Origin of the sequence: Sphingobacterium sp. WM (genome assembly GCF_029542465.1) — a bacterium.
GTDB lineage: Bacteria > Bacteroidota > Bacteroidia > Sphingobacteriales > Sphingobacteriaceae > Sphingobacterium > Sphingobacterium cellulitidis.
This window is the reverse complement of the sequence record NZ_CP120709.1, coordinates 2,006,294-2,028,623: the sequence shown is the minus strand read 5'-3', so window position 1 is coordinate 2,028,623 and position 22,330 is coordinate 2,006,294. Positions and strand designations below refer to the sequence as shown.

The 22,330-nt window shown below is 36.1% G+C and carries 24 protein-coding genes; 7 read left to right on the top strand and 17 right to left on the bottom strand.

Features of this window, described 5'->3' with window-relative positions; translation table 11 throughout:
• Positions 1-8 precede the first annotated feature (8 nt).
• Positions 9-1,016 (top strand): YCF48-related protein, encoded by a 1,008-nt coding sequence (locus PZ892_RS08700; RefSeq protein WP_277712805.1) that lies wholly within the window; start codon positions 9-11, stop codon positions 1,014-1,016.
• Between the two features lie 68 nt (positions 1,017-1,084).
• Here PZ892_RS08700 and PZ892_RS08695 read toward each other — a convergent pair whose 3' ends face one another.
• The 12 genes from PZ892_RS08695 to PZ892_RS08640 all read right to left on the bottom strand — a co-directional run bounded on the left by PZ892_RS08695 (position 1,085) and on the right by PZ892_RS08640 (position 13,231).
• Complete coding sequence (locus tag PZ892_RS08695; protein WP_094256353.1) at positions 1,085-1,507, bottom strand: SH3 domain-containing protein; 423 nt, start codon at positions 1,505-1,507, stop codon at positions 1,085-1,087.
• 8 nt (positions 1,508-1,515) lie between these two features.
• Entirely contained in the window at positions 1,516-2,007 is a 492-nt protein-coding gene (locus tag PZ892_RS08690) for a BON domain-containing protein (RefSeq protein WP_277712804.1), read from the bottom strand.
• A 256-nt stretch (positions 2,008-2,263) separates the two neighbouring features.
• Positions 2,264-2,713, bottom strand: coding sequence for a hypothetical protein (locus tag PZ892_RS08685; RefSeq protein ID WP_277712802.1), 450 nt, complete (start codon positions 2,711-2,713; stop codon positions 2,264-2,266).
• A 118-nt stretch (positions 2,714-2,831) separates the two neighbouring features.
• Positions 2,832-3,338 (bottom strand): hypothetical protein, encoded by a 507-nt coding sequence (locus tag PZ892_RS08680; RefSeq protein WP_094256350.1) that lies wholly within the window; start codon positions 3,336-3,338, stop codon positions 2,832-2,834.
• 103 nt (positions 3,339-3,441) lie between these two features.
• On the bottom strand, positions 3,442-4,035 hold the full coding sequence (locus PZ892_RS08675) for a DUF1003 domain-containing protein (RefSeq protein WP_277712801.1): 594 nt from the start codon (positions 4,033-4,035) through the stop codon (positions 3,442-3,444).
• 136 nt (positions 4,036-4,171) lie between these two features.
• Positions 4,172-5,059: a tetrahydrofolate dehydrogenase/cyclohydrolase catalytic domain-containing protein gene (locus PZ892_RS08670; RefSeq protein WP_094256348.1), complete on the bottom strand. Its 888-nt coding sequence runs from the start codon at positions 5,057-5,059 to the stop codon at positions 4,172-4,174.
• Positions 5,060-5,083: 24 nt separating this feature from the next.
• Positions 5,084-6,874 (bottom strand): translation elongation factor 4, encoded by a 1,791-nt coding sequence (gene lepA / locus PZ892_RS08665; RefSeq protein WP_094256347.1) that lies wholly within the window; start codon positions 6,872-6,874, stop codon positions 5,084-5,086.
• Positions 6,875-6,968: 94 nt separating this feature from the next.
• On the bottom strand, positions 6,969-9,176 hold the full coding sequence (locus PZ892_RS08660; RefSeq protein ID WP_277712800.1) for an ATP-binding protein: 2,208 nt from the start codon (positions 9,174-9,176) through the stop codon (positions 6,969-6,971).
• 242 nt (positions 9,177-9,418) lie between these two features.
• Positions 9,419-10,618, bottom strand: coding sequence for an enoyl-ACP reductase FabV (gene fabV, locus PZ892_RS08655; protein ID WP_277712799.1), 1,200 nt, complete (start codon positions 10,616-10,618; stop codon positions 9,419-9,421).
• A 125-nt stretch (positions 10,619-10,743) separates the two neighbouring features.
• Positions 10,744-11,898 (bottom strand): serine hydrolase domain-containing protein, encoded by a 1,155-nt coding sequence (locus PZ892_RS08650; protein WP_277712798.1) that lies wholly within the window; start codon positions 11,896-11,898, stop codon positions 10,744-10,746.
• A gap of 6 nt (positions 11,899-11,904) precedes the next feature.
• The gene (locus PZ892_RS08645) at positions 11,905-12,636 is read right to left on the bottom strand and encodes a DUF3307 domain-containing protein (protein WP_277712797.1); all 732 of its coding nucleotides are present in this window, start codon (positions 12,634-12,636) and stop codon (positions 11,905-11,907) included.
• Positions 12,626-13,231, bottom strand: a complete 606-nt coding sequence (locus PZ892_RS08640; RefSeq protein WP_277712796.1) for a hypothetical protein — start codon at positions 13,229-13,231, stop codon at positions 12,626-12,628. Before PZ892_RS08640 ends, PZ892_RS08645 begins: the two co-directional genes overlap by 11 nt.
• 247 nt (positions 13,232-13,478) lie before the next feature.
• Here PZ892_RS08640 and PZ892_RS08635 point away from each other — a divergent pair, with 247 nt between their 5' ends.
• Complete coding sequence (locus PZ892_RS08635; protein WP_277712795.1) at positions 13,479-14,354, top strand: PPK2 family polyphosphate kinase; 876 nt, start codon at positions 13,479-13,481, stop codon at positions 14,352-14,354.
• A 14-nt stretch (positions 14,355-14,368) separates the two neighbouring features.
• Here the strand turns inward: PZ892_RS08635 and PZ892_RS08630 are convergent, their stop codons facing one another.
• Both PZ892_RS08630 and PZ892_RS08625 read right to left on the bottom strand, forming a co-directional pair.
• On the bottom strand, positions 14,369-15,157 hold the full coding sequence (locus PZ892_RS08630) for an SDR family oxidoreductase (protein ID WP_277712793.1): 789 nt from the start codon (positions 15,155-15,157) through the stop codon (positions 14,369-14,371).
• A 64-nt stretch (positions 15,158-15,221) separates the two neighbouring features.
• Entirely contained in the window at positions 15,222-15,614 is a 393-nt protein-coding gene (locus tag PZ892_RS08625; RefSeq protein WP_277712792.1) for a hypothetical protein, read from the bottom strand.
• Between the two features lie 144 nt (positions 15,615-15,758).
• Between PZ892_RS08625 and PZ892_RS08620 the strand changes: the two genes are divergently transcribed.
• The 4 genes from PZ892_RS08620 (at position 15,759) to kdsB (ending at position 18,648) form a co-directional block, all read left to right on the top strand.
• A complete protein-coding gene (locus PZ892_RS08620) occupies positions 15,759-16,139 on the top strand; it encodes a hypothetical protein (protein WP_094256338.1) in 381 nt (126 codons plus the stop codon).
• 104 nt (positions 16,140-16,243) lie between these two features.
• Positions 16,244-17,242 (top strand): tryptophan--tRNA ligase, encoded by a 999-nt coding sequence (gene trpS / locus PZ892_RS08615; RefSeq protein ID WP_182499633.1) that lies wholly within the window; start codon positions 16,244-16,246, stop codon positions 17,240-17,242.
• A 3-nt stretch (positions 17,243-17,245) separates the two neighbouring features.
• Positions 17,246-17,860 (top strand): deoxynucleoside kinase, encoded by a 615-nt coding sequence (locus tag PZ892_RS08610; RefSeq protein ID WP_094256336.1) that lies wholly within the window; start codon positions 17,246-17,248, stop codon positions 17,858-17,860.
• A gap of 44 nt (positions 17,861-17,904) precedes the next feature.
• Positions 17,905-18,648 carry a 3-deoxy-manno-octulosonate cytidylyltransferase gene (gene kdsB / locus PZ892_RS08605; RefSeq protein ID WP_277712790.1) on the top strand — a complete coding sequence of 248 codons (744 nt, stop codon included), beginning with the start codon at positions 17,905-17,907 and terminating at the stop codon, positions 18,646-18,648.
• Positions 18,649-18,728: 80 nt separating this feature from the next.
• Here kdsB and PZ892_RS08600 read toward each other — a convergent pair whose 3' ends face one another.
• Genes PZ892_RS08600 through PZ892_RS08590 form a run of 3 tightly spaced genes read right to left on the bottom strand, consistent with a single transcriptional unit; the run spans position 18,729 to position 21,278 of the window.
• Positions 18,729-19,625 (bottom strand): aldo/keto reductase, encoded by an 897-nt coding sequence (locus PZ892_RS08600; RefSeq protein WP_277712789.1) that lies wholly within the window; start codon positions 19,623-19,625, stop codon positions 18,729-18,731.
• Complete coding sequence (locus PZ892_RS08595; RefSeq protein ID WP_277712787.1) at positions 19,615-20,289, bottom strand: FKBP-type peptidyl-prolyl cis-trans isomerase; 675 nt, start codon at positions 20,287-20,289, stop codon at positions 19,615-19,617. Before PZ892_RS08595 ends, PZ892_RS08600 begins: the two co-directional genes overlap by 11 nt.
• Positions 20,289-21,278, bottom strand: coding sequence for a glycosyltransferase family protein (locus PZ892_RS08590; protein WP_094256332.1), 990 nt, complete (start codon positions 21,276-21,278; stop codon positions 20,289-20,291). The genes PZ892_RS08595 and PZ892_RS08590 overlap by 1 nt, the downstream gene beginning before the upstream one ends.
• Before the next feature lie 113 nt (positions 21,279-21,391).
• On the opposite strand from PZ892_RS08590, the gene PZ892_RS08585 reads away from it, so the two are divergent.
• Complete coding sequence (locus PZ892_RS08585; protein ID WP_277712785.1) at positions 21,392-22,330, top strand: zinc dependent phospholipase C family protein; 939 nt, start codon at positions 21,392-21,394, stop codon at positions 22,328-22,330.

The following is a 22,330-nucleotide window of genomic DNA, read 5'->3' as shown; positions in this document are numbered from 1 at the left end:
TTGGAATTATGAAAAATCTACTCTTATTTCTAGCAATATGTGGTCTAGCAACTCAAATTCAAGCGCAAGAGTTCACCCCTCTCTCTACTGAAAATATATCTAGTTTCAGAGGATTGGAAACCTATAAGAATAATGTAGTTTGGGTAAGTGGTAGCAACGGAATGGTTGGAAGATCTACGGATGAAGGCAAAACCTGGACTTGGGTATCTCCGAAAGGTTATGAAAAATTTGACTTCCGTGATATTGAAGTCTTTAGCGCTAAGGAAGCCGTAATTGTAAGTGCCGGAGCTCCAGCAATAGTCCTTCACACCAAAAATGCCGGCAAAACATGGACTGAAGTCTATAAAAATGAAAACCCCGAAATTTTCTTGGATGGAATGGATTTTCAAGGTAAAACAGGCTATATTTTAGGAGATCCAATTGATGGACAATTTCAATTATTAAAAAGTACAAATAAAGGAAAGTCCTGGAAAGATGTTACCAATGCCATCCATTTATTTGCTGAACCTGGTGAAGCTGCTTTTGCAGCAAGTGGAACATCCCTGCAAGTCATAAATAATTGGCTATATATTGGAACTGGCGGATCGTATTCCAGTTTGATGAAAAGAAGTGAGAAAGAAAGCAAATTGGATGTTCAAGATGTGCCCATTTGGTCTGGCTCTCCTAGCACAGGCATTTTCTCAATTGACTTCCTTACTGAAAGAATTGGCGTTGTTGTAGGTGGGAATTATACTGAAGATCAAAATAATAGCAATAATATCTTATTGACATTTAATGGCGGACTTTCATGGGAAAAACCTGAAATCCCTGTATTTGGTTATCGCTCTTGTGTTAAATACATTAATGCGCAAACTTTGATTGCAACTGGCACATCCGGAACAGATATCTCCAAAGATGCCGGAAAAACATGGCAAAACATCTCTAAAGAAAGTTTTAATGTAATTGCATTATCAGACAATAAAAAAATCATTTACCTCGCTGGAAGCCAAGGAAATATCGTTTCCCTTCAGCTGTAAAAATTCTAAAAAAATAAAAATGCCCATTATATTAATAATGGGCATTTATTTTTCTTTCCTAATACGTATTAACTAATAGGTTCAAGATACTGAGCATAACAATATCCTTCTTCACCATCTTTAGTTCTAACTAACCACCATTGGTCATTCGCTCTGCTAATTAAAGTAATAACTTCATCTTTAGCAGCTTTCCCAACGATAGGTTGATCCGTTCCAGGTCCTTTACGAATATTTAGATTACTGCTTTCAGTAATAACCCGTACTTGAGAACCTGCAACAGCTGATGATACATCAACATTCATAACGACATCACCCGATAAAAAGTTAGGGTCAATTTGATTATAAATATCCCATAATTTGTTTTTTACATCAGCACTTGCTGCTGTTCCTTGAATATGCAATACGCCATCTTGCTCCGCAATTGCCAAATCTGACATACCTGAAGCTTTCGCAGTATCTATTAATACTTGATATTTTGATTGTAAACTCATAGTCCTTATTATTTAACAGTTAATCCTGACATGTCAACTTTCTTAGGATTCAATGCATCTAATCCCATTTTTAATGCTTGAACACGTGCTTGTTCTAATTCCCCAGTTACTGTAATTACCCCATCTGCAACTGCAGTTTTTACCGTTGGGAAATCCTTCGTAAACTCCGTAACCTTCGTAGTAAGATCAGCATCGTTCGTGTTGATTTCAACAGGAGGCATCGTGTTAACAACAATATTGTTCATTACTGATTTAACCCCTTTGCTGTCCGCAGCTTTTGCCGCATTTTCAATTTGCACTTTCTCATCCTCAGAATTGGCCGTACCATTTAAGGTAACAACGCCATCCTTTACCTCAACAGTTACCCCTGGATTTGATTGAATAGCTGTTTCAACTTTAGCCTTCAAATCAGCGTCCGAAATTTTGGACTTACACGCAATTGTTCCAGTCATTAATGTACCTGAAACTAATGCAATAGTTAAGATTTTTTTAAGATTCATAAAAACCGTGTTTTTGTTGGTAAATAATACTTAAAGCTAAACAAAAATTAGAGCTAAATAGTTTTGATAAATATTTTTTTCATTTATTGTAAATCAATCTATACAAATGCCCCCTTCCTTCGAATTCTAAGCATTTATTCCCTTAAACTCTATTTCACAGCCTATTATAATTTGTAACAAAAACTCTTTCTTTCTTAATATTTTATTAAATACAAACCAGTTAAGGCCAAAATTCTATAGATTAAACGCCTGTGGATTAGATTATACCTTCAATAATTAAGGTCTTTGCATTAAATTGAACCTCATCTCCTACCTTCTTTGCAAATAGTAAATTCCCTATTGGTGATTCTTTCGAAATTACCATAATGCTTTTCTCACCAATCTTAACAGCACCTATGGATATAGCAATAAAATAATCAAACTGATCAGTGATAACGATACTCCCAACCTTTACATGTTCGGAAGGTTCGATATTCAAATTATTGATTTTATCCAAATCAATCTCTGCCTGTTGCAATTGGGTTTGAAGTCTACTAATCTCTTGTTGAGCCATCTCGCGAGAGGTTTCATATTTATCGCCCATACTACTCTTCGTATCATTTAAAATAGCATCTTGAGCCGACTCCATCGCTGATTGAATCTCAATAATTCTTTTCTCACACTTTGTTCGACAATAATTGATAATCTCTGTTTTATTCCAAGCCATATTTATACCCATATCTAGCAATATACAGCATTAAATACAATTTAAACATAAAAAAAGCGCCAACTAAATTGGCGCTTTCATTAAAAACTTAATTACCATTTATATAAAATGGATTTTATTAGTTTTCTAAAGCTTCTTTAACGTTTTCCGCTTTTCTCTTAGCGTCTTCAGATAATTGTTTGGTTTTATCACCAACTTTTTCTGCAGTCTTGTCGATAGCTTCACCAGTCTTTTGACCAGCTTCTTTAGTTGCATCTACAGCATTGTTAACACCATCTTCAATTTTTTGACCTGCATTCTTAGCTGCTTCTTTTGTTCTTTCCCAAGCTGCATTTGCATCATCTAATGCTTTTTGTGCTGCCTCTTGTGCTTTCTTGTCTCCACTCTTAACTGCTGCATCTAAATCTGCTTGTGCTTTCTTCGCATTTTCTTCTGCTTTGGCTAATTCAGCATTCACATCTGCCTTTAATTCATCAACTGATTGCTCTGTAGTCTCAATTGAATGATCTAACTTCTCACCAACTGTAGTATCTCCATCATTGTTTTTGTCCATTGATGAATTATTGTTACATGCTGATAATGAAATAGCACATGCAACTGCTGCTAATACCGCGATTTTTTTCATGTTTTTATTTGTTTGTGTAATTATTTAATTAAAATTAATCTACTAGATGCTTCGATACAATATTTATACCATTTTTTTAATCAACTATTTATCACTTGTTAAACTATTCAGGGTTTTTCTTTTGTTTGAGTTCCTTTTCCATTTGATCAACATGTTCTGATAGTTGCTTCAATAATTTCAAATGGTTTACCTGCGAATCAAATAATTGTTTAATCTCCTCCTCTAACAATACATCTATCTTTTTGTGTAAACTACGAATTTCTAATTCTGCCTTTAGGTTGACCAAATAATCATTCTCTGCTCTCTTACGATCCTTCTCCTCTTGACGATTTTGGCTCATCATAATTATTGGTGCCTGCAATGCAGCTAAACAAGATAACACTAAATTCATTAAAATAAATGGATACGGATCAAATTGATCCTGTTTGGCCATCATCGAGTTATAGATAATCCAAACAATAAGAATTCCAGTAAATATCATGATAAAGGACCAACTCCCCCCAAAACGTGCTACCTTGTCAGATATCATCTGACCCTTGTTAAGATATTCATCCGTCGGATTTATCAAACTTTCCGTGATCAATTTTTCTTCTTCAAAAGATTTCCGGACAATATCGTGGAGTTTTTCTAGGTTCTCATTGTTTTGGTTGATCATCTCCCAAATATCTCTATTTTTTACTGTATCCAATTTTGCCATGGCATTGTAGGTTATAATCTTCTCTTTTATAGCATAATAACTAACGGGAAGCTCAAATAGTTTATTCTTATATGCAGAAAAATAAAAAGAGCCTCCAAAATTGGAAGCTCTTCAATAATATTTATAAGTAAACTACTTATCCTTTAGGATAAACAGTTCCTTTTGCAGCCTCAAGGGTATTCTTTAATAAACCAATAATAGTCATTAATCCAACTCCTCCCGGAACTGGCGTAATCCACGATGCTTTGGGAGCAACATTTTCAAAATCAACATCTCCAAATAGTTTAAATCCTGATTTAGTTTCTGTTGAAGTCTCACGATTGATACCTACATCAATTACGATGGCACCTTCTTTTACCATATCTGCGGTCACAAAATTCTTCTTGCCAATAGCTGCAACAACAATATCACCTTGCAAAACTTCAGATTTCAAATCCTTAGTTCTACTATGAGTTAGGGTTACAGTACAATTGCCAGGATTTGAATTCCTCGCAAGTAAAATGCTCATTGGCGAACCAACAATATTACTTCTCCCAACGATTACAGCTTTCTTGCCCGATGTATCAATACCGTAATGTTCTAACATCAACATAATACCGTATGGGGTCGCAGGAATAAAACATGGTAAATTACGCTGCATACGACCCAAATTGATAGGATGAAATCCATCAACATCCTTGCGGTAGTCTATAGCTTCCGTAATCTTTTCTGGATCAATATGTTTAGGAAGTGGTAATTGTACTATTAATCCATCAATGCTATCATCAGCATTAATTTCTTTGATTTTATCGATTAACTCTTTTTCAGTGATGTCCGTATCATATCGAAGATTTGTCGAAGCAAAACCGACCTGCTCGCAATTTCTCATTTTGCTCGCAACATAAGTCTCACTTCCGCCATCATTCCCCACGAGAATCGCAAGTAAATGAGGCTTACGGCCTAACTTCTCAGTCAATTCCGCCGCTTCGCGTTTAATGTCTTCTTTTACTTTGGTTGATACTTCCTTACCGTCCAATAAATTCATGATATATTAAATAGGTTGATTATCTTAATCTAATTTCAAAACAGCCATAAATGCTGATTGCGGAATCTCAACATTCCCTACCTGACGCATACGTTTTTTACCCTTCTTCTGCTTCTCCAATAACTTACGCTTACGGGAAATATCACCACCATAACATTTCGCTGTAACATCCTTACGTAATGCTGAAATCGTTTCCCTCGCTATGATCTTGGCTCCAATCGAAGCTTGGATACGAATCTCAAACTGTTGCCTTGGTAATAACTCCTTTAACTTCTCACAAATCTTCTTACCAAAATCATAAGCATTACTACGGTGAATCAATGATGATAAAGCATCTACTGGCTCATCATTTAAACGAATGTCTAATTTAACCAAATCCGATTGTCTATAGCCTATCTGATGATAGTCAAATGAAGCATAGCCCTTAGAAATGGTCTTTAACTTATCATAAAAATCAAATACGATCTCGCCCATTGGCATCTCAAATACCAATTCTACCCGATCTGATGTTAAATACGATTGATTAATGATAGTACCACGTTTCTGAATACATAATGACATTACTGGTCCTACGAATTCAGCTTTCGTAATAATATTTGCCTTGATATAAGGTTCCTCAATACTATCTAATTTACTTGGGTCTGGTAAATCCGAAGGGTTGTGAACAACAATTTCCTCATGATCCTTAGACAAGTATGCTAAATACGAAACGTTTGGAACCGTAGTAATAACGGTCATATCAAACTCACGCTCTAGACGCTCTTGGATAATCTCCATGTGAAGCATTCCCAAGAATCCACAACGGAATCCAAAACCTAAGGCAGCTGATGACTCTGGCTCAAATACAAGCGAAGCATCATTCAGTTGCAAACGGTGCATTGATTCCCTCAATTCTTCATAATCCTCCGTATCTACAGGATAGATACCCGCGAATACCATCGGCTTAACCTCCTCAAATCCTTGAATAGCCTGTGAACATGGACGATCCTTCTTTGTAATAGTATCTCCTACTTTTACCTCTCTAGCTTCCTTGATCCCTGAAATAATATATCCAACATCACCTGTCTTGATTACTTCTTTCGGAACTTGGTTTAATTTTAATGTACCTACTTCATCAGCAAAGTATTCTTTGCCAGTAGCTACGAATTTAACCTTGTCTCCTTTACGGATTTCTCCATTTTCCACTTTGAAATAGGCCATAATCCCTCTGAATGAATTAAAAACCGAGTCAAAAATCAAAGCTTGTAATGGTGCATCCGGATCTCCTACGGGAGCAGGAACGCGCTCCACAATAGCAGCTAATATATCTGGGATACCCATACCTGTTTTACCAGATGCAGGAATAATATCCTCCCTTTTCCCTCCAATTAATTCAACAATCTGGTCTTTAACCTCTTCAGGCATAGCACCAGGTAAATCCATCTTATTCAAAATTGGAATGATCTCTAGATCATGTTCTAATGCTAAATATAAATTGGAAATAGTTTGTGCTTGAATACCTTGGGAAGCATCTACAATCAATAATGCACCTTCACAGGCTGCAATCGAACGTGATACCTCATAAGAAAAATCTACGTGACCCGGAGTATCAATTAAGTTCAACACATACGTTTGTCCATCTTTGGTATACTCCATTTGGATTGCATGGCTCTTAATCGTAATCCCTCTTTCACGTTCCAAATCCATATTATCCAACAATTGAGCTTGTGCCTCTCGTTGGGTAATGGTATTGGTATACTCTAATAATCTATCGGCCAAAGTACTCTTCCCATGGTCGATATGTGCGATAATACAAAAATTGCGTATATGCTTCATATAGGTTATTATGCCTTCAATTTAATTCGCAAATATAATTTTTTTAAACGAGCTTTTAAGCTATTAAAATTATCTATTTCCGATTTCCCCTAACTTAATAAGAACCAATTTCTTTCGGGAATAATAAATGAACGCTTGTCCCTACTCCAATCTCACTCTCAACCTCAATCTTTATCCGTAGTCTATCCGTAATTCTTTTCACAATCGACATCCCTAAACCAGTCCCCTCAAAACTGTTTGCATTGGACAGACGCTTGAATGAATCATAAATCGAACTCAACTCCTCCTTCGCTATTCCTATCCCATTGTCCTTAATTGTGTAACACACAAACTCATGTTTATGATATGACAATATCTCTACCATAGGGGATTCAACCTTGGCACTATATTTTATCGCATTCGCTATCAAATTTTGTAATAACTGATATATGATACTCCTTTCACCATAAACCGGCAAAATTTGCCCAAAATGAACCTTCGTACGATGTGCATTATACCTTAACTGGCTGAAGTTTACAATCTGCTGAATAAATTCATCCACATATACCGGCTCCAACTGGTATTCGAAATCCTTCACCTTCGAAAAATCATGGATACTCTTCAATAATTCAGAAATCACGTCCACAGCTTCCTTGGTATTGATCAACATCTTTTGTCGCAAATCCTCTTTCATATCTGGCCTTTGCAAAATCATCTGCGTAGAAAGATTAATCGCCGATAATGGATTTTTTAAATCATGGCTAACCGTATTCGCATAATTGTCTAGGGCACGATTTAAATTGCCAACTTCCTTATTTAGTTTATCCAGCTCTTGTGAAAAATTCTTCGCACTTTGAAGGATGATGTCACCTAGCCTTTTGATAAAAAATAGTTCACTCTCCTCCCAACTTGCTGAGGTTCCAAATGTCCGTTGATGCCAGATATCCAAATTCGGATGATCCTCATGCTCAAAGATTTCATTACTTCTTTGCTTATTAATTTGTGTATTTGGCATGGAAACCCATTTCCTGTAAAATTCCCGCTCTTTCCTAAACCAAAATATACTGCAAGACTCTTTTAGATCTACGTTTAAGCACGCTAATCCAACAAAACGCTCTGAATCTAAGTCCAGCTGTCCCCCATATTTTAATACAAATTCAGAATCTGAAAAAACAGAACCATTTGAAATTCTGGATATCAAATTCTTGATTTCTAATATTTTATTATGACCAATTGATATATTACTAGAATAAATTTCATTATTGATCAAAATCACCATGGAATCTGATTTTGTATAATAGCAAAGCTCCTTTTCAAGCTCAGATAAAGAATTGACGAGATTATTCTTTAATAATAGCTTCTCCTTCAGTTGTAGCTCAAAATTCCTGATATCATCATGGAATTCCTTGATTTTGCTTTTTTGCTCCTCCGAATACTTATTGATAGCCATTTGAATAAAATAAACAATGGCCTCCCTTTTTAAGAGGTTTATTTTCTTCCCTTTCCTACTTTGACAAAAAATATAACCCCATAATTTCCCATCAATCTGGATCGAAACACTTAGATTTGAATTAACCCCATCTTTGATTAAATAAGATGCATGAACCGGAGATATCATCCGAATATTGGTCTGGGATAGGTTTGTTTTATAATTTTCTCTTGAAATAATCTTGATGGTCCTGCCATTGACCTCCGCTGTATAGCGATGAAAATTCACAGAGTGGATATTCTTGGCATGTCTAAAGATGTCCATATCAGGATAATAACTTCCGATAAGTTCTTCTAAAACATCGCTTTCAATACACTCCGCAACGATCAATCCGTCTCCTTCCCCCACATATTGAAATACACGAACCCGATCAAAACCACTGATTTTCGAAATATAAGAACTCACCTTCTCCCATATCTTCCCCTTACTTGCTGATAATAACTTATCTACAATTTCGAATTTTGGAAAGAATACATTGGGATCTTCAAACTTCTTCTCAAACTCAAAGTAAATAGCATCCTGGAATAAATAGATATTTAAGTAATAAGGCTCATCCTGGACCTCTAACTCCAACAATACGCGTTCATTTACCTCATTGATAACCTGGTCAACGGCAATTCTTATACTCCTTACATATTTGGAAAAATATAATTCCAATACTCCCCATAAATTATTGCCTAATTGAGCGGAAAATGAATCCCCTAACCACTTTTCACAATTCTCACTTCCAGCGATTATGGTAAATGCAGAATCTGTAATTAATAAATAGCCAAATTCCTGAATCCCTTCACTGAGATGAATATGTCCCTCCTCGATAATAGATTGGTTATCCATTTATATTAATTCATAGTTAGTGTATAGCCTAATAACTGTCTTGGTTGGTAGATTTTGCAAACAGTATTAAATTGGCTAAAATTAATAAAAAGAAAAGAACGCTAACCTATCTTTTTACAACAAAATTTACTTTTTTACAATAAAAATAGGATTCCTATCCTATCAACCTCCTATTAACAGTAATCAAATTAAAAAAGGCGTTAAGAAAATTTCCTAACGCCTTTTTAGAAGTATTTGATGAATTATTCAGCCAAACTTGGAACTTGAACTAATTCACTCGTGTCTTTATTGTAATCGATGTTATCGAAATTAAATCCAAACAATTGGAAGAAATCATCCCTATACCCTTTGATATCAGAAATCTCTTCTAAATTCTCTGTATTCGCTTGTTCCCAAAGTTTTGCAACCTCTTCTTGAACATCAGCTCTCATTTCTAAATCATCAACGCGGATTCTTCCTTTTTCATCTAATGGAGTTTCCACATCATTATATAATCGCTCAGCAAACAATCGTTGCATTTGCTCAATCGTGCCTTCATGAATACCTTTTTCCTTCATCACTTTATATAATAATGAAATATACAAAGGAACCACAGGAATAGCTGAACTTGACTGCGTAACTAAAGCCTTATTTACTGATACATAAGAAATACCATGTAAATCTTTCAATAATTCATTGATAGTAGGTACAGAAGCTTCCAAATCATCCTTCGCACGACCAATTGTTCCATTTCTATAGATTGGATAAGTCAATTCTGGACCGATATAAGAATATGCAACAGTTTTAACACCTTCTGCTAAAACTCCAGCTGCCTTTAGGTCTTCAATCCAAAACTTCCAGTCTTCACCACCCATAACAGCTACAGTATTGTTGATATCATCAGCTGAATCTACCGGTTGAATACTAATATCTGAAACTACTCCCGTATGAAAATCTACAGTTTTATTCGTAAATGGCTGTTCAATAGGTTTTAATACCGAAGAGTGTTGAACCCCAGTTTTTGGATGCGTACGACGTGGTGATGCTAATGAATAAACAACCAAGTCAACCTGACCTAAGTCTTTCTTAATTAACTCAATAGTTTGTGCTTTGATTTCATCAGAAAAAGCATCCCCATTTATGCTTTTCGCATATAGACCTGCCGAATGTGCTTCCTTCTCAAAAGCAGCACTGTTATACCAGCCCGCAGTACCCAATTTTCCCTCAGATGCTGGCTTCTCAAAAAATACTCCAATAGTCGCTGCTCCTGATCCGAATGCAGCACTTATGCGCGAAGCAATCCCAAATCCTGTCGACGCCCCGATTACTAATACCTTCTTAGGACCATTCTTAATCTCACCCTTAGATTTTACGTATTCGATTTGGTTCTTGATATTCTCTGCCGCTCCTTCTGGATGTGCTGTCAAGCAGATAAAACCTCTAGTTCTTGGTTGAATAATCATATTGCTAAATTCTCAATTTGAATAATGTTTACAAAAGTAGTTAATTTTTCATGAAACAATCCTTAAATATACCCTTTACTAATCCCCGTTAAATTTATCACTAGGAATCAATAGGTTAACAGGGATTACTTCTTCTTAATAAAATCTTGATAAAGTAAGTTAATAACTTCCTTCGACATGACAATGTCCTCGTTCCGATCAATCGTTGGAATACATCCATTGGTAATCACAATAAAACCAAACTTCTTCTTCGGTTCAAAAAACATATTACTATACAGCCCATAAGCTGATCCAGTATGTCCTATCATATGCTCTCCCTCAATTAATCGATCTGTTTCTAATAATGCCAGTCCATAATTTTCCTTGGGAGATAATCCTTTTTGCATCCGCTTTGAACTCGCTTTGGAAATGATCTTCACCTTTCCTGATTTCCCATAATTCATATGCATCAACATATATTTTGATAAATCATGTGCTGAAATTTTCATTCCGCCTGTAGGAGAAAATACTGGGGTGCTCTTGCCCATTTTATAATTTCTGATCTCCTCCGACCTCGGATTGTAGGCTGCCTTTTGCTCAACATAAACCCCATTCTCCTTATCATACAACTTTGCAAAGCGTTTTTGATCCAACGAATCAACACAATATCCCGCATCTAATCCTAATGGAGTTAATATTTGCTGCTTGATATAATTATCAAAACGAACCTCTGTTAATCGCTCCAAAACAGCCCCAATCATATTGAAATTTAAATTACAATATTCATAGTCCGTTCCTGGCTCATAATTATTATAGGATTTCGCCCAATCTTTATTTTTTACCGTATCCAAAACATCAAATGTAAAGTAACCATTGCTGTCATTGAGACTCGACCGATGCGAAAGCATCATCTCCAAGGTAATCTTCGTGTCTGGAAATTTCGGATTCCTTACCTTAAACCCTACTAAATCACTGATATCATCATCTAATGATACCTTTCCTTGTTCAACCAACTGCATGATAGCAGTTGAACTAAATGACTTGGAAATAGAGGCTATCCGAAATAGATCCTCTGTGGTCAATGCTGTTTTATTTTCGAGGTCTTTGTATCCAAAAGCCTTCTCATAGATGGGTTTCCCGCCTTTTACAACTACAATCGCAAGCCCAACCGCATCATATTTATCGGTAATCTTCTTTAATTCAGTTTCAAACGATGGGCTTTGTGCCATCGCATTCATGCTCACGGAGACCCCAACAAAAAGAAATAGTAATTGTTTTACCCTCCTTAGATTTATTTTCATAGTAGATTATATTATTGTCAGTAGATATTTTAAAGAGAATGCTACAAACATACCTAAACCAAAACTCAATAATGTACCTATTAGCACATATTCCGTGAATTTTGTGTCCTTAGCATTCGTTAAATCACCAAAACGAAATATGGATTTCGCAGCTAATAAGAAGCCTATTCCTTCATTTAAATCAAGCAATACAAATCCTAAGATCATCGCTCGTTCCAAAATCCCTATTATCGTCCCGGCATCAAATAAAGTCTCTTTACGCTTGCTATTGAATTCAACTTCCTTATTCCATTTACTGAAAAACACGCGGATGATGATCGGAATAACAAATACGATCAATAGAATTGCTATAGCAAATAATAAAAATTTATTCAATGATATTGAACCTATTAACTCTTGAAAGCTCGATTGATTATTAAAGTAATATACAGCAAATATACTGGCGATATGTAAAGCCTGGTCTATTAAAAATATCCTGACTGGATTGGATGGCCAACGCTGTTCCCAGCCTATCTTTAGACTATCGATCGCCAAATGAGCTGCCGTCAGAAACAAAATGATCTGCCATTTCCCTGCGAGGTCATTTATAAAAAATAATATGAGTAACCCTGCATGGACCGCAACATGATAAAAGAGATATTGAATCTGTGTCCTTCGCTTATCAACCCATGATTTTGGTTGAAAGACAAAATCACCCAAAATATGGGCTATCAACATTTTAAGCAAATCAATTAACATATCGCTTCAATTCTTTTGTACAATAATTTATAACTTGATTGATCTTGGAATAATTGGCTTTGCTCAATTCCGTGCTCACCTGACTTTGATGTTTCCGACCAATGATTTTTGTTAACTCGGTTTGATTCGCTTCAGGATAGTCCATCGCTGCCTGAACAGTTTCTGCCATATTCGGAGTCCACTGATCCGTTAAGCGGGTCGATAAAGTCAATATCAAATTTAATCCTTCGTCCAATTCTTTCCATCTTGACTTAAACTCCAAACTCTCCTTATTCAAATTGTCCAAGGATTGACCCGAATAGATAAACGCCTCTCCACTGGACTTCTTGATATCCTTATCCAATAACTCAACCTTCCCTATACCTATACCAATCCGAATATCCATCCCCTCCAATTGGCGCATCTCTGCCTTTAAATAAAATATCGCCTGAAAACAGGAACCTAGGGAAACCTCCGCCTGAAAACTATCCCCCCGAAATATATCAAACGTCAGAGCATATTTTTTAATCCCATGCTCCAACTTCGGTAACCACTCCTTGGCCTCATGTGACCGTGAATGAACCACATCTCCCGTTAATATTACATGGTAACTCATAGTTTTTATTTAATTAATCATTCAATATAATCATATTTCCGTTTATCATCAAAATAAATGATAAACAAATATATCATCAAATTTAGTGATATTTTAAATTATCATCAAAATAAATGATATTTTTAATTATCAGCAGAATGAATGATATTAATAAAGCACAGATTACAAACCCTCCCATTTAATCTGAAAACCTATTAAAAATCAATAAACAAAAAATTATTAAATTGTGTTGTTTAAATAAAAATCTATGGGAAACTATATAAAGAAGTTTGCCGCTAACAGCAGCTTTAAATTAAAAGAACATCCTACTGATATCCGGGATGAAATATCAAAAGAGGATGCCAAAGTAGAACTTAAAGAGCTAAGAAAAAAAATAGCAGCACTACAGGATAAAATGTATGCAGATGATAGATATAGTGTATTGATCTGCTTACAAGGTATGGATACCTCGGGTAAAGATTCATTGATCCGCGAAGTTTTCAAGGAAATAAATGTTCGGGGGGTAGTCGTTGAAAGCTTTAAAACACCAACAGAAATTGAACTACAGCACGATTATTTATGGCGTCATGAAATAAAACTTCCTGAAAAAGGAAAATTCACAGTATTCAATAGGACACATTACGAAAACGTCCTGGTTACTCGGGTACATCCGGAATATTTGCTGAATGAAAGAATTCCCCATATTACAGATCCACATAACCTCCCCAATGATTTTTGGGAAATGCGATTCAAACAAATCAATAATTTTGAGGAACGATTGACCCAAAACGGAATGATTGTCCTCAAATTCTTCTTGAATGTAAGTAAAGAAGAACAAAAGAATAGATTATTGAGCCGATTGGAGGAAGAAGAAAAAAATTGGAAGTTCTCCCCAGGTGACCTAAAGGAAAGAGCATTATGGGATAAATACATGGAATGCTATAATGAGGCTATTAAAAACACTAGCAAAAAACATGCACCTTGGTATGTAATTCCTTCAGATTCCAAGCCAATCAGTAGATTCATTGTCGCAAAAATCATCTACGAGGTATTGGCGCAATATAAGGATATCAAATACCCCGAGATGCCTGAAGAAATTGAAGAACATAAAAAGAAATACAAAGAACAATTGGAAGCTGAATAGCTTCCAATTGTTCTTTAAAATATTACACTGGAAAGCCCACCATCCAATGGAATGGAAGCCCCAGTTAGAAAACTTGCATAATCTGACGCCAAAAAAGAAGCTAAATAGCCATATTCTTCTGGCTTACCCAAACGCTTAATGGGCATACTCTCAATCCGGCGCTTTTCTATTTCCTCCAAGGAAACTCCTTCATTCGCCGCTTGATTTTTCATCAGATCATATAATCGATCTGTCGCAAAATAACCTGTCAAAACAGAATTAACTGTTATACCATCTGCAGCTACTGCCTTTGATAAAGACTTACTCCAACTCAGCAAGGCTACGCGCATACTATTTGATAGAACCAAACTATCTTGTGGCTCCTTGACCGTCAAGGAGGAAACATTAATAATCCGACCAAAACCAGATTCCCGCATCCCCTTCAACGCTAGCTCCGATGTATAAACCGCATTCTTGAACAATAAATCAAAAGCCTGCTGATAATCTGAAATACCCTTATCCAAAACAGTTCCGGCCGAAGGACCATTCGTGTTATTCACCAAAATATCAACCTGATGAGATTCAAAATATTTGGCTAAGACTCCTTGATGCTTCTCAAAATCCATAAAATCCGTTTGCAGATAATCATGTTCTTGACCGCCTTCTACAGACAATTCTTTCATAACTTCCTTTAACTTATCCTCATTTCGAGACATCAAAGTAACGGTAGCCCCACAAGAAGCCAATTCCTTTGCAATAGCTTTCCCTATTCCGCCGGTTGCTCCACCAACCAATGCCTTTTTCCCTGTTAAATCAATTTGCATATTAATAATTTTGAAAGCCTAAATATAGCTATTCAAGTATAATAAACGACCTATCAACTAGGATTTAATAACCTTCATATTTTGGATACCCTTCTTCATCCAGATCGTCACGCTCATCCTCGGCATCCCGTGATAATTCCTCATCTTCCTTCGAAACCCGGACAATACTCTCCCCTTCAATATGCATATCATTCTCCTCCAAATCTTCCCGTTCCAATTCATCTAAGGGTGCATATTCATCCCCTACTAAAGGATTCGAAGAATCATAAGTAGAATCATCATCCGCAGCACCCTCACTTATGGAATCATAATCCGATGGATGATCCCAATCCGGATCATTATCATTAACATCCAATTCATAAGAAGCCTCCTCAGCATTATATGCCAAATCCTTCGGATCCTTTGGCCCTTGATCATCATCCTTAATTTTCTTCTTGTTATTATCTTCTGAATTCATAATAATTAATTTTTAAAACCTACTCTTAAAACCAATTAAACCAGGCAATTGTTTGCATAAACATCATAAGATTAAACCGTTTTACCCGTTGTATTAAAGAGGACAATTGATTATATTTACCTTAACAATATATAAACTTCTATTATGCAAACTAAAACTGAGTACCTGATTTGGGACAAAATCGTCTCAAGTGCGAAAAGTCGTTTTGATGCTGAATTGTATTCTAATAAGTTCAGAAATATGAACCCGGAATTGTTTGATAAACTAATCCTCCATATCATCGTAGGATTTGCTTCCGGTGAAGATCATGATAGTATATCAACCAACCTACACAACGAATTGGAACATTTTGGAATTGATGTCCGTGAAGGAATTATCGATACAATCGTATCGGATAAACATGTAACCTTTAGTTGTGAAATCTATGCCGCCTATTTGACTTTCTCCATGTTGGAAGATGGAGCTCAAGAAGCCGAAGTTTTAGGCTATGTAACGGATCTTCTCGAAAACCCGCATATCTATTAAAGAAGCATTATTTCCGCTTAAAGCAGCTTAAATCGATTAACCTCAGCTTATCATCTTGATATCCTGTCGGTAATTTCCTGTTTTTTATGTAACTTCGCAGTTATATGGAAACCGTTGTTAGTGGTATTAGAAGTACCGGAAAATTACACCTTGGGAATTATTATGGAGCATTAAAAAATTTCGTCAAAATGCAAGACGAATATAACTGCTTCTTTTTTATCGCAGATTTACACTCATTAACCACTCACCCTACACCCCATGGACTGCAAGAAACAGTCCGTAATGTGGTCGTAGAATACCTTGCAGCTGGATTGGACCCTGAAAAGTCAACTATATATGTTCAATCGGATGTCCCTGAAGTCGCCGAATTGTATTTATATATGAATATGAATGCCTATATGGGCGAATTGGAAAGATCAACTGCCTTTAAAGATAAAGTCAGAGCAAATCCTAACAATGTAAATGCGGGCTTATTGACTTATCCGGTATTGATGGCTTGTGATATCTTAATCCATCACGGAACTAAGGTACCTGTTGGTAAAGACCAAGAACAACACCTTGAAATGACCAGAACTTTCTCAAATAGATTTAACCGTTTGTACGAAGTGGATTATTTCAAAGAAGCTTTCGCATTCTCATATGCGGATAAACTAATTAAAATCCCTGGCCTGTCTGGACAAGGTAAAATGGGAAAATCAAATGGTGACGCTGATTGTATCTACTTATCAGATACTGAAGAGATCCTCCGTAAAAAAATCATGCGAGCAGTGACTGATGCTGGGCCTACTGAACAAAATCAAACAAAACCAGAAGCCGTACAAAATCTATTTGACTTAATGAATGTGGTATCAACACAAGATACACTTCAACATTTTGATGAATTATATAATAAAGCAGAAATCCGTTATGGTGATTTCAAAAAGCAACTCGCTGAAGATATGTTAATCGCAACTAGCGATGTACGAGCTCGAATTAATGAAATCAGTAAAGATGATGCTTACATTGCTAAAGTGCTCAAATTAGGCGCTGAAAAAGCACATGAAAGTGCCCAAAAAACTATGAAAGAAGTTCGTGAAATTATCGGTTTAAAAAAATTGTACTAGAATATGCATATAGCAATCGTTGGAAATATTGGAGCAGGTAAAACAACTTTAACAGAATTACTTGCTAAACACCTGAACTTCGAACCGCAATTTGAAGCAGTAGAAAATAATCCTTACCTGGAAGACTTCTATAGTGATATGAAACGCTGGGCTTTCAACTTGCAGATCTTCTTCCTTAATTCTAGATTCCGTCATATTGTAGATCTTCAAAATAGAGAAATCAATATGATCCAAGACAGAACTATCTATGAAGATGCATATATCTTTGCGGAAAACTTGTACGATATGGGATTAATGAGCGCTAGAGACTTTGAAAACTATTCCGATATCTTTCAAAGCATAGTAAACTACATTAAACCTCCTGATCTTTTAATCTATTTACGTGCATCTGTCCCAACATTGGTCAATAATATCCAAAAAAGAGGCCGTGATTATGAATCCGGAATTCGTCTGGATTATCTTTCTAAATTGAATGAAAAATATGAAAAATGGATCAATAATTACTCAGAAGGTAAACTCTTGATCTTAGATAAGGATAATCTTGATTTTGCAAATAATCAAGAAGATTTAGGAAAAATCATTCAAAAAATAGAAGCCGAGCTCTTCGGTTTATTTTAAAAACTAAAAAGCCGATTCTCATCGGCTTTTCTTATTTTTAATCCATGAAAGTAATTGGAATAATCCCCGCTCGATATGATTCAACGAGATTCCCCGGAAAACCTTTGATTGATATAGCGGGTATAAGCATGATTCAACGTGTATATAATCAAGTTAAACATGCCGCTTCTCTAAGTGAAGTGGTCGTTGCAACTGATGACCAACGTATATTTGACCATGTGAAAAGCTTCGCCGGAAATGTTGTCATGACCAAAAAAGATCATCAATCTGGAACGGACCGTTGTGCTGAAGTAATCAGTAATATCAGTGGATTCGATATCGCAGTCAACATCCAAGGTGATGAACCATTTATTGATCCTCAACAAATTGATCTGCTTGTTTCTTGCTTCCAAAATCCTGAGGTTCAAATCGCAACCCTGGTCAGACCAATCACTGAAATCGAGGATCTTGAAAATATCAATAAACCAAAGGTTGTACTGAACTTAAATCAAGAAGCGCTTTACTTCTCCAGGCAACCTATCCCCTTTCTAAGAGGTAAAAACATCCAAGATTGGCTGAAAAACGAAACTTATTATAATCATATCGGTATCTATGGTTTTAAAGTAGATACTCTTAAGAAGATAGCATCCCTTCCAATCTCCAAACTAGAAACTGCTGAATCCCTCGAACAATTGCGCTGGTTAGATAATGGCTATAAAATTAAAACTGCCATTTCAAACCATATTAATGACGCCATTGATACTCCTGAAGATTTAAAAGCAATTCTTAAAAAATATTTTAATCAGTAGGTTTATGATTAACCTATTACAAAAAGAAGGTCAGGATTTATCCCTGACCTTCTTTTTGTATTCTATCGACATAGCCAATTTTATACTTCATATCTTATTGTAGGCATAACTTCAATTAAATCTGCATATACACTAAGATCTATCTTCTGCATATCATCAAAAACCTCATCTAAGGAATTGATTTGTTCTCTTGTCCGAATCCCAACCACACTACAGGCAACTGGTGAATGTAGTAAAGGATATTTTAAGGCGAGAGCCAACCTATTTAAATCATAATTACTGGAGATTTCTGCTAATTTCTTCTGAATTTCCAGAACCTCATGTACAGAATAACTCAAATATTTCTGAGCTGGTTTTTTGAGTAACAAACCCTGAGCAATGGTTCCTCGAGCTAATACCGAAATCCCGCTTTCCTGTAATTGCGGAAAATATTCCTCTGGTCTTCGATCAAAAATGCTGTATTGCATCATATCAGAAACAATATTGCTGTTTTGAGCATAATTTAAAAAGACCTTGGGACGAATGGATGAAATCCCATAATACCGAATCTTCCCTTGCTTTACCAACAGCTCAAACGCCTCTACAATCTCATCAAATGGATCTTCAATAGTCCCGCCATGAAGTTGATATAAATCCAGATAATCCGTATTTAACCGTTTTAAGGATTCATCAATCGATTTTAAGATATAGGCCTTATCTGGTGCCCAATCCCAACCGCTTCCATCCGGACGCCATTTATTGCCAACCTTAGAAGCTAAAATCCATTTATCTCGGTCAGCCCCAATTAAACGACCAATCAATTCTTCATTCTTCCCTTTATCATAAAGATCAGAAGTATCCAGGTAATTGATCCCTAACTCTTGCGCATGTTTGATAATATAGCCATTGGTTTGATCATGACCTTGAACCAATGACATGGCACCAAGTCCAATTTCAGAAATTCGAAGATCTGATTTTCCCAATAAATTATATTGCATTCTCATTTGCTGATTTGATATCTAGCAACTCTACTTCAAATATTAAAGTGCTATACGGTGGAATAGGTCCACTACCTCGTTCTCCATATCCTAATGTATATGGAATAAAAAATCTGTATTTTGCCCCTTTCTTCATCAAGGGAATTCCTATTTTCCAACCCTCTATGACAGAATTTAAATTCAAATCCAAAGGTTCGCCTCGCTCATAGGAATTATCAAAACTCTCACCCGTATAGACTTTCCCAATATAATGTACCGTAACAGTATCACTAAGCGATGGGTTTAGCCCTTTTCCTTCCTTGATAACTTCATATTGAACTCCCTCTGGAGTTACTTTGATTCCTGCTTTGGTTTTGTTCTTCGCCAAAAATTCTTCAGCAGCGTTTTTTAAATTAGCATTCTTCTCATCTTGAATCTTTTGTAAGCCATTACGAATAATGCCTTCGCGCTCTTCATCCTTGAATACTACTTCCTTTCCATCCAGCACATCTCCTATTGCCTTCAAAAGTTGATCTTTATTCAATGGTAAATCCATCCGTTTGATATAAGACCCTAAGTCCTGGCCCAATGCATAGGATAAAGAATCCTTCGAATTGGCCAATGCCTGAGCATTAACGGTTGAATTCAGCGCTAAACAAAAAAAGATTCCTAATATATACTTCATTATGGTTTATGGTTTTTTACAATTTTATCTATTATTTCTGCAGTACAATCTTGATAGTCTACACTGACTTTAGATTTTGCATTTAGCCAGGATTCAATATCTAATTCCGACTTCTTTTTTAAACTTTTAATGACTGGAACTCCTATTTCCTCTAATGATGCAGCATTTAAATGTTGCTCATACTGATTTTTCATAGGAATAACCAACAACTTCTTCCCTAAATATAAGGCTTCTGCCGGGGTTTCAAAGCCTGCCCCACAAAGAACTCCTGAAGATTCGGCCATACTCTGTACAAAGGCATCACTATTTATCGGGTTTATGGATACATTCTTCAACCGGAATGGCTTTTTATTATGCTTGGAAAAAACTTCCCATTTCACATCCGTAAACCGGGAAAGATGCTTTAATAAATGTGAATCATCATAGGAAGGCAAATAAACAGTATAATGACCCAAATCCTTAGGCTCCAATTCTCGAACCGACTGCCGAATTACTGGGGTAAAAATATGCGAAGCATAGGATTTAAAATGAAATCCATAAGAAATATTTGCCGGCGCATAATTTTTCATGATAAATTTTCCCAACATATCCGACTCCTCAGGCTTTGGACTCGATGGGTCAAATGCCCCTATCTGATGACTTAAACCTATACAGTTCTTCTCCTTAAAATAACATCCCCATGCTGAAATAGGCTCAAAATCATTTATAACCAAATCATAATCCTCTACAGGAACAGAATTCACCTCTTTAACAAACTTCCTCACCGTCGAACTCATGAAGGTTTTCCATAAATCAACACCCCCGGATTTACCAAAAATAAAACTCAATCCATGATAACGGTACTTCACCTTAAAGGGTAATTCAATATCAGCTTGGATCCCGCTGATCAAAACGTCTACCTGACCATACTCCTGTAAACAGGGAATAATGTCTATCGCGCGACATAAATGCCCATTTCCAGTCCCTTGAACAGCATATAATATTTTCATCGATTCTGAATTTGACTCTAACAAAGTAACAAATTTCAGTTAATATGTTTCCACAAAATTCTACTTATCTTAACTGAAAATTATTAATTTTCGATAAAACCCTCTATCACAAGATGAAACGATCCATTATCTTAATGTTGTCGATAATCATAATGATAACCCTCTCCGCATGGGGTTTCTATCCCCACAAAATAATAAATTCTAATGCCATATTTACTCTGCCGCCACCCTTGAATGATTTCTATAAAAGATATCTCATCAAAATCCGAGACTATGCTGTAAATGCCGATAAAAGAGTATATATCGACCCGAAAGAATCTCCACGCCATTTTATTGACCTCGACCAAATTCCCCATAAAGATTCCATCCAGATCCCCTGGAATAAAGCCAAAGAAAAATATAATGAAAAACTCCTCATGAGCAGAGGGATTGTCCCCTGGCAAATTGAAAAGTCATTTATTCAACTCCGAAATGCTTTCTACAAAAAAGATAGCTATAGAATTATTAAGGTTTCTGCTGACTTGGGCCATTATACTGCCGATGCGCATGTCCCTTTACATACAACCAGCAACTACAACGGTCAGCAAACAAATCAAATCGGAATTCATGCCCTCTGGGAAACAAGACTCCCCGAAAAATATTCCAAAAAATATAACCTGTATGTCGGTCCTGCAAATTACATTGATAATGTCCTCGATTATGCCTGGTCGATTGTTATGGAAAGCAATGCACTCCTCGATTCAGTGCTGCAACTTGAACAATATCTTTCTCAAAAATTACCCAAGATCCTACATAAATCTTACATCTTACGCGGACAACAAATACAAACGAATTACTCCGATTACTATGTGGAAACTTATCATCAACAATTAAATGGAATGGTCCATAAAAGAATGAAAAAATCCATTCATGCAATTGGCTCTCTGTGGTTTACTGCATGGGTAGATGCTGGCCAACCTGATTTGTCCTATCTAAAAATGAATGACCTTCCTACTGATACCATAGACCTGTCAAAACATAAAATCCCTCAAGGTAGAGAAGAATGGCATTAG

Coding starts and splice junctions, on each gene's coding strand:
- PZ892_RS08635 (WP_277712795.1), top strand. CDS start 13,479: ATGGGAAACTATATAAAGAAGTTTGCCGCTAACAGCAGCTTTAAATTA.
- PZ892_RS08640 (WP_277712796.1), bottom strand. CDS start 13,231: ATGAGTTACCATGTAATATTAACGGGAGATGTGGTTCATTCACGGTCA.
- PZ892_RS08680 (WP_094256350.1), bottom strand. CDS start 3,338: ATGAAAAAAATCGCGGTATTAGCAGCAGTTGCATGTGCTATTTCATTA.
- PZ892_RS08690 (WP_277712804.1), bottom strand. CDS start 2,007: ATGAATCTTAAAAAAATCTTAACTATTGCATTAGTTTCAGGTACATTA.
- PZ892_RS08595 (WP_277712787.1), bottom strand. CDS start 20,289: ATGAAGTATATATTAGGAATCTTTTTTTGTTTAGCGCTGAATTCAACC.
- PZ892_RS08610 (WP_094256336.1), top strand. CDS start 17,246: ATGCATATAGCAATCGTTGGAAATATTGGAGCAGGTAAAACAACTTTA.
- PZ892_RS08585 (WP_277712785.1), top strand. CDS start 21,392: ATGAAACGATCCATTATCTTAATGTTGTCGATAATCATAATGATAACC.
- lepA (WP_094256347.1), bottom strand. CDS start 6,874: ATGAAGCATATACGCAATTTTTGTATTATCGCACATATCGACCATGGG.
- PZ892_RS08600 (WP_277712789.1), bottom strand. CDS start 19,625: ATGCAATATAATTTATTGGGAAAATCAGATCTTCGAATTTCTGAAATT.
- PZ892_RS08660 (WP_277712800.1), bottom strand. CDS start 9,176: ATGGATAACCAATCTATTATCGAGGAGGGACATATTCATCTCAGTGAA.
- PZ892_RS08695 (WP_094256353.1), bottom strand. CDS start 1,507: ATGAGTTTACAATCAAAATATCAAGTATTAATAGATACTGCGAAAGCT.
- PZ892_RS08700 (WP_277712805.1), top strand. CDS start 9: ATGAAAAATCTACTCTTATTTCTAGCAATATGTGGTCTAGCAACTCAA.
- PZ892_RS08670 (WP_094256348.1), bottom strand. CDS start 5,059: ATGAATTTATTGGACGGTAAGGAAGTATCAACCAAAGTAAAAGAAGAC.
- PZ892_RS08675 (WP_277712801.1), bottom strand. CDS start 4,035: ATGGCAAAATTGGATACAGTAAAAAATAGAGATATTTGGGAGATGATC.
- kdsB (WP_277712790.1), top strand. CDS start 17,905: ATGAAAGTAATTGGAATAATCCCCGCTCGATATGATTCAACGAGATTC.
- PZ892_RS08620 (WP_094256338.1), top strand. CDS start 15,759: ATGCAAACTAAAACTGAGTACCTGATTTGGGACAAAATCGTCTCAAGT.
- PZ892_RS08685 (WP_277712802.1), bottom strand. CDS start 2,713: ATGGCTTGGAATAAAACAGAGATTATCAATTATTGTCGAACAAAGTGT.
- PZ892_RS08650 (WP_277712798.1), bottom strand. CDS start 11,898: ATGAAAATAAATCTAAGGAGGGTAAAACAATTACTATTTCTTTTTGTT.
- PZ892_RS08625 (WP_277712792.1), bottom strand. CDS start 15,614: ATGAATTCAGAAGATAATAACAAGAAGAAAATTAAGGATGATGATCAA.
- trpS (WP_182499633.1), top strand. CDS start 16,244: ATGGAAACCGTTGTTAGTGGTATTAGAAGTACCGGAAAATTACACCTT.
- PZ892_RS08630 (WP_277712793.1), bottom strand. CDS start 15,157: ATGCAAATTGATTTAACAGGGAAAAAGGCATTGGTTGGTGGAGCAACC.
- PZ892_RS08645 (WP_277712797.1), bottom strand. CDS start 12,636: ATGTTAATTGATTTGCTTAAAATGTTGATAGCCCATATTTTGGGTGAT.
- fabV (WP_277712799.1), bottom strand. CDS start 10,618: ATGATTATTCAACCAAGAACTAGAGGTTTTATCTGCTTGACAGCACAT.
- PZ892_RS08590 (WP_094256332.1), bottom strand. CDS start 21,278: ATGAAAATATTATATGCTGTTCAAGGGACTGGAAATGGGCATTTATGT.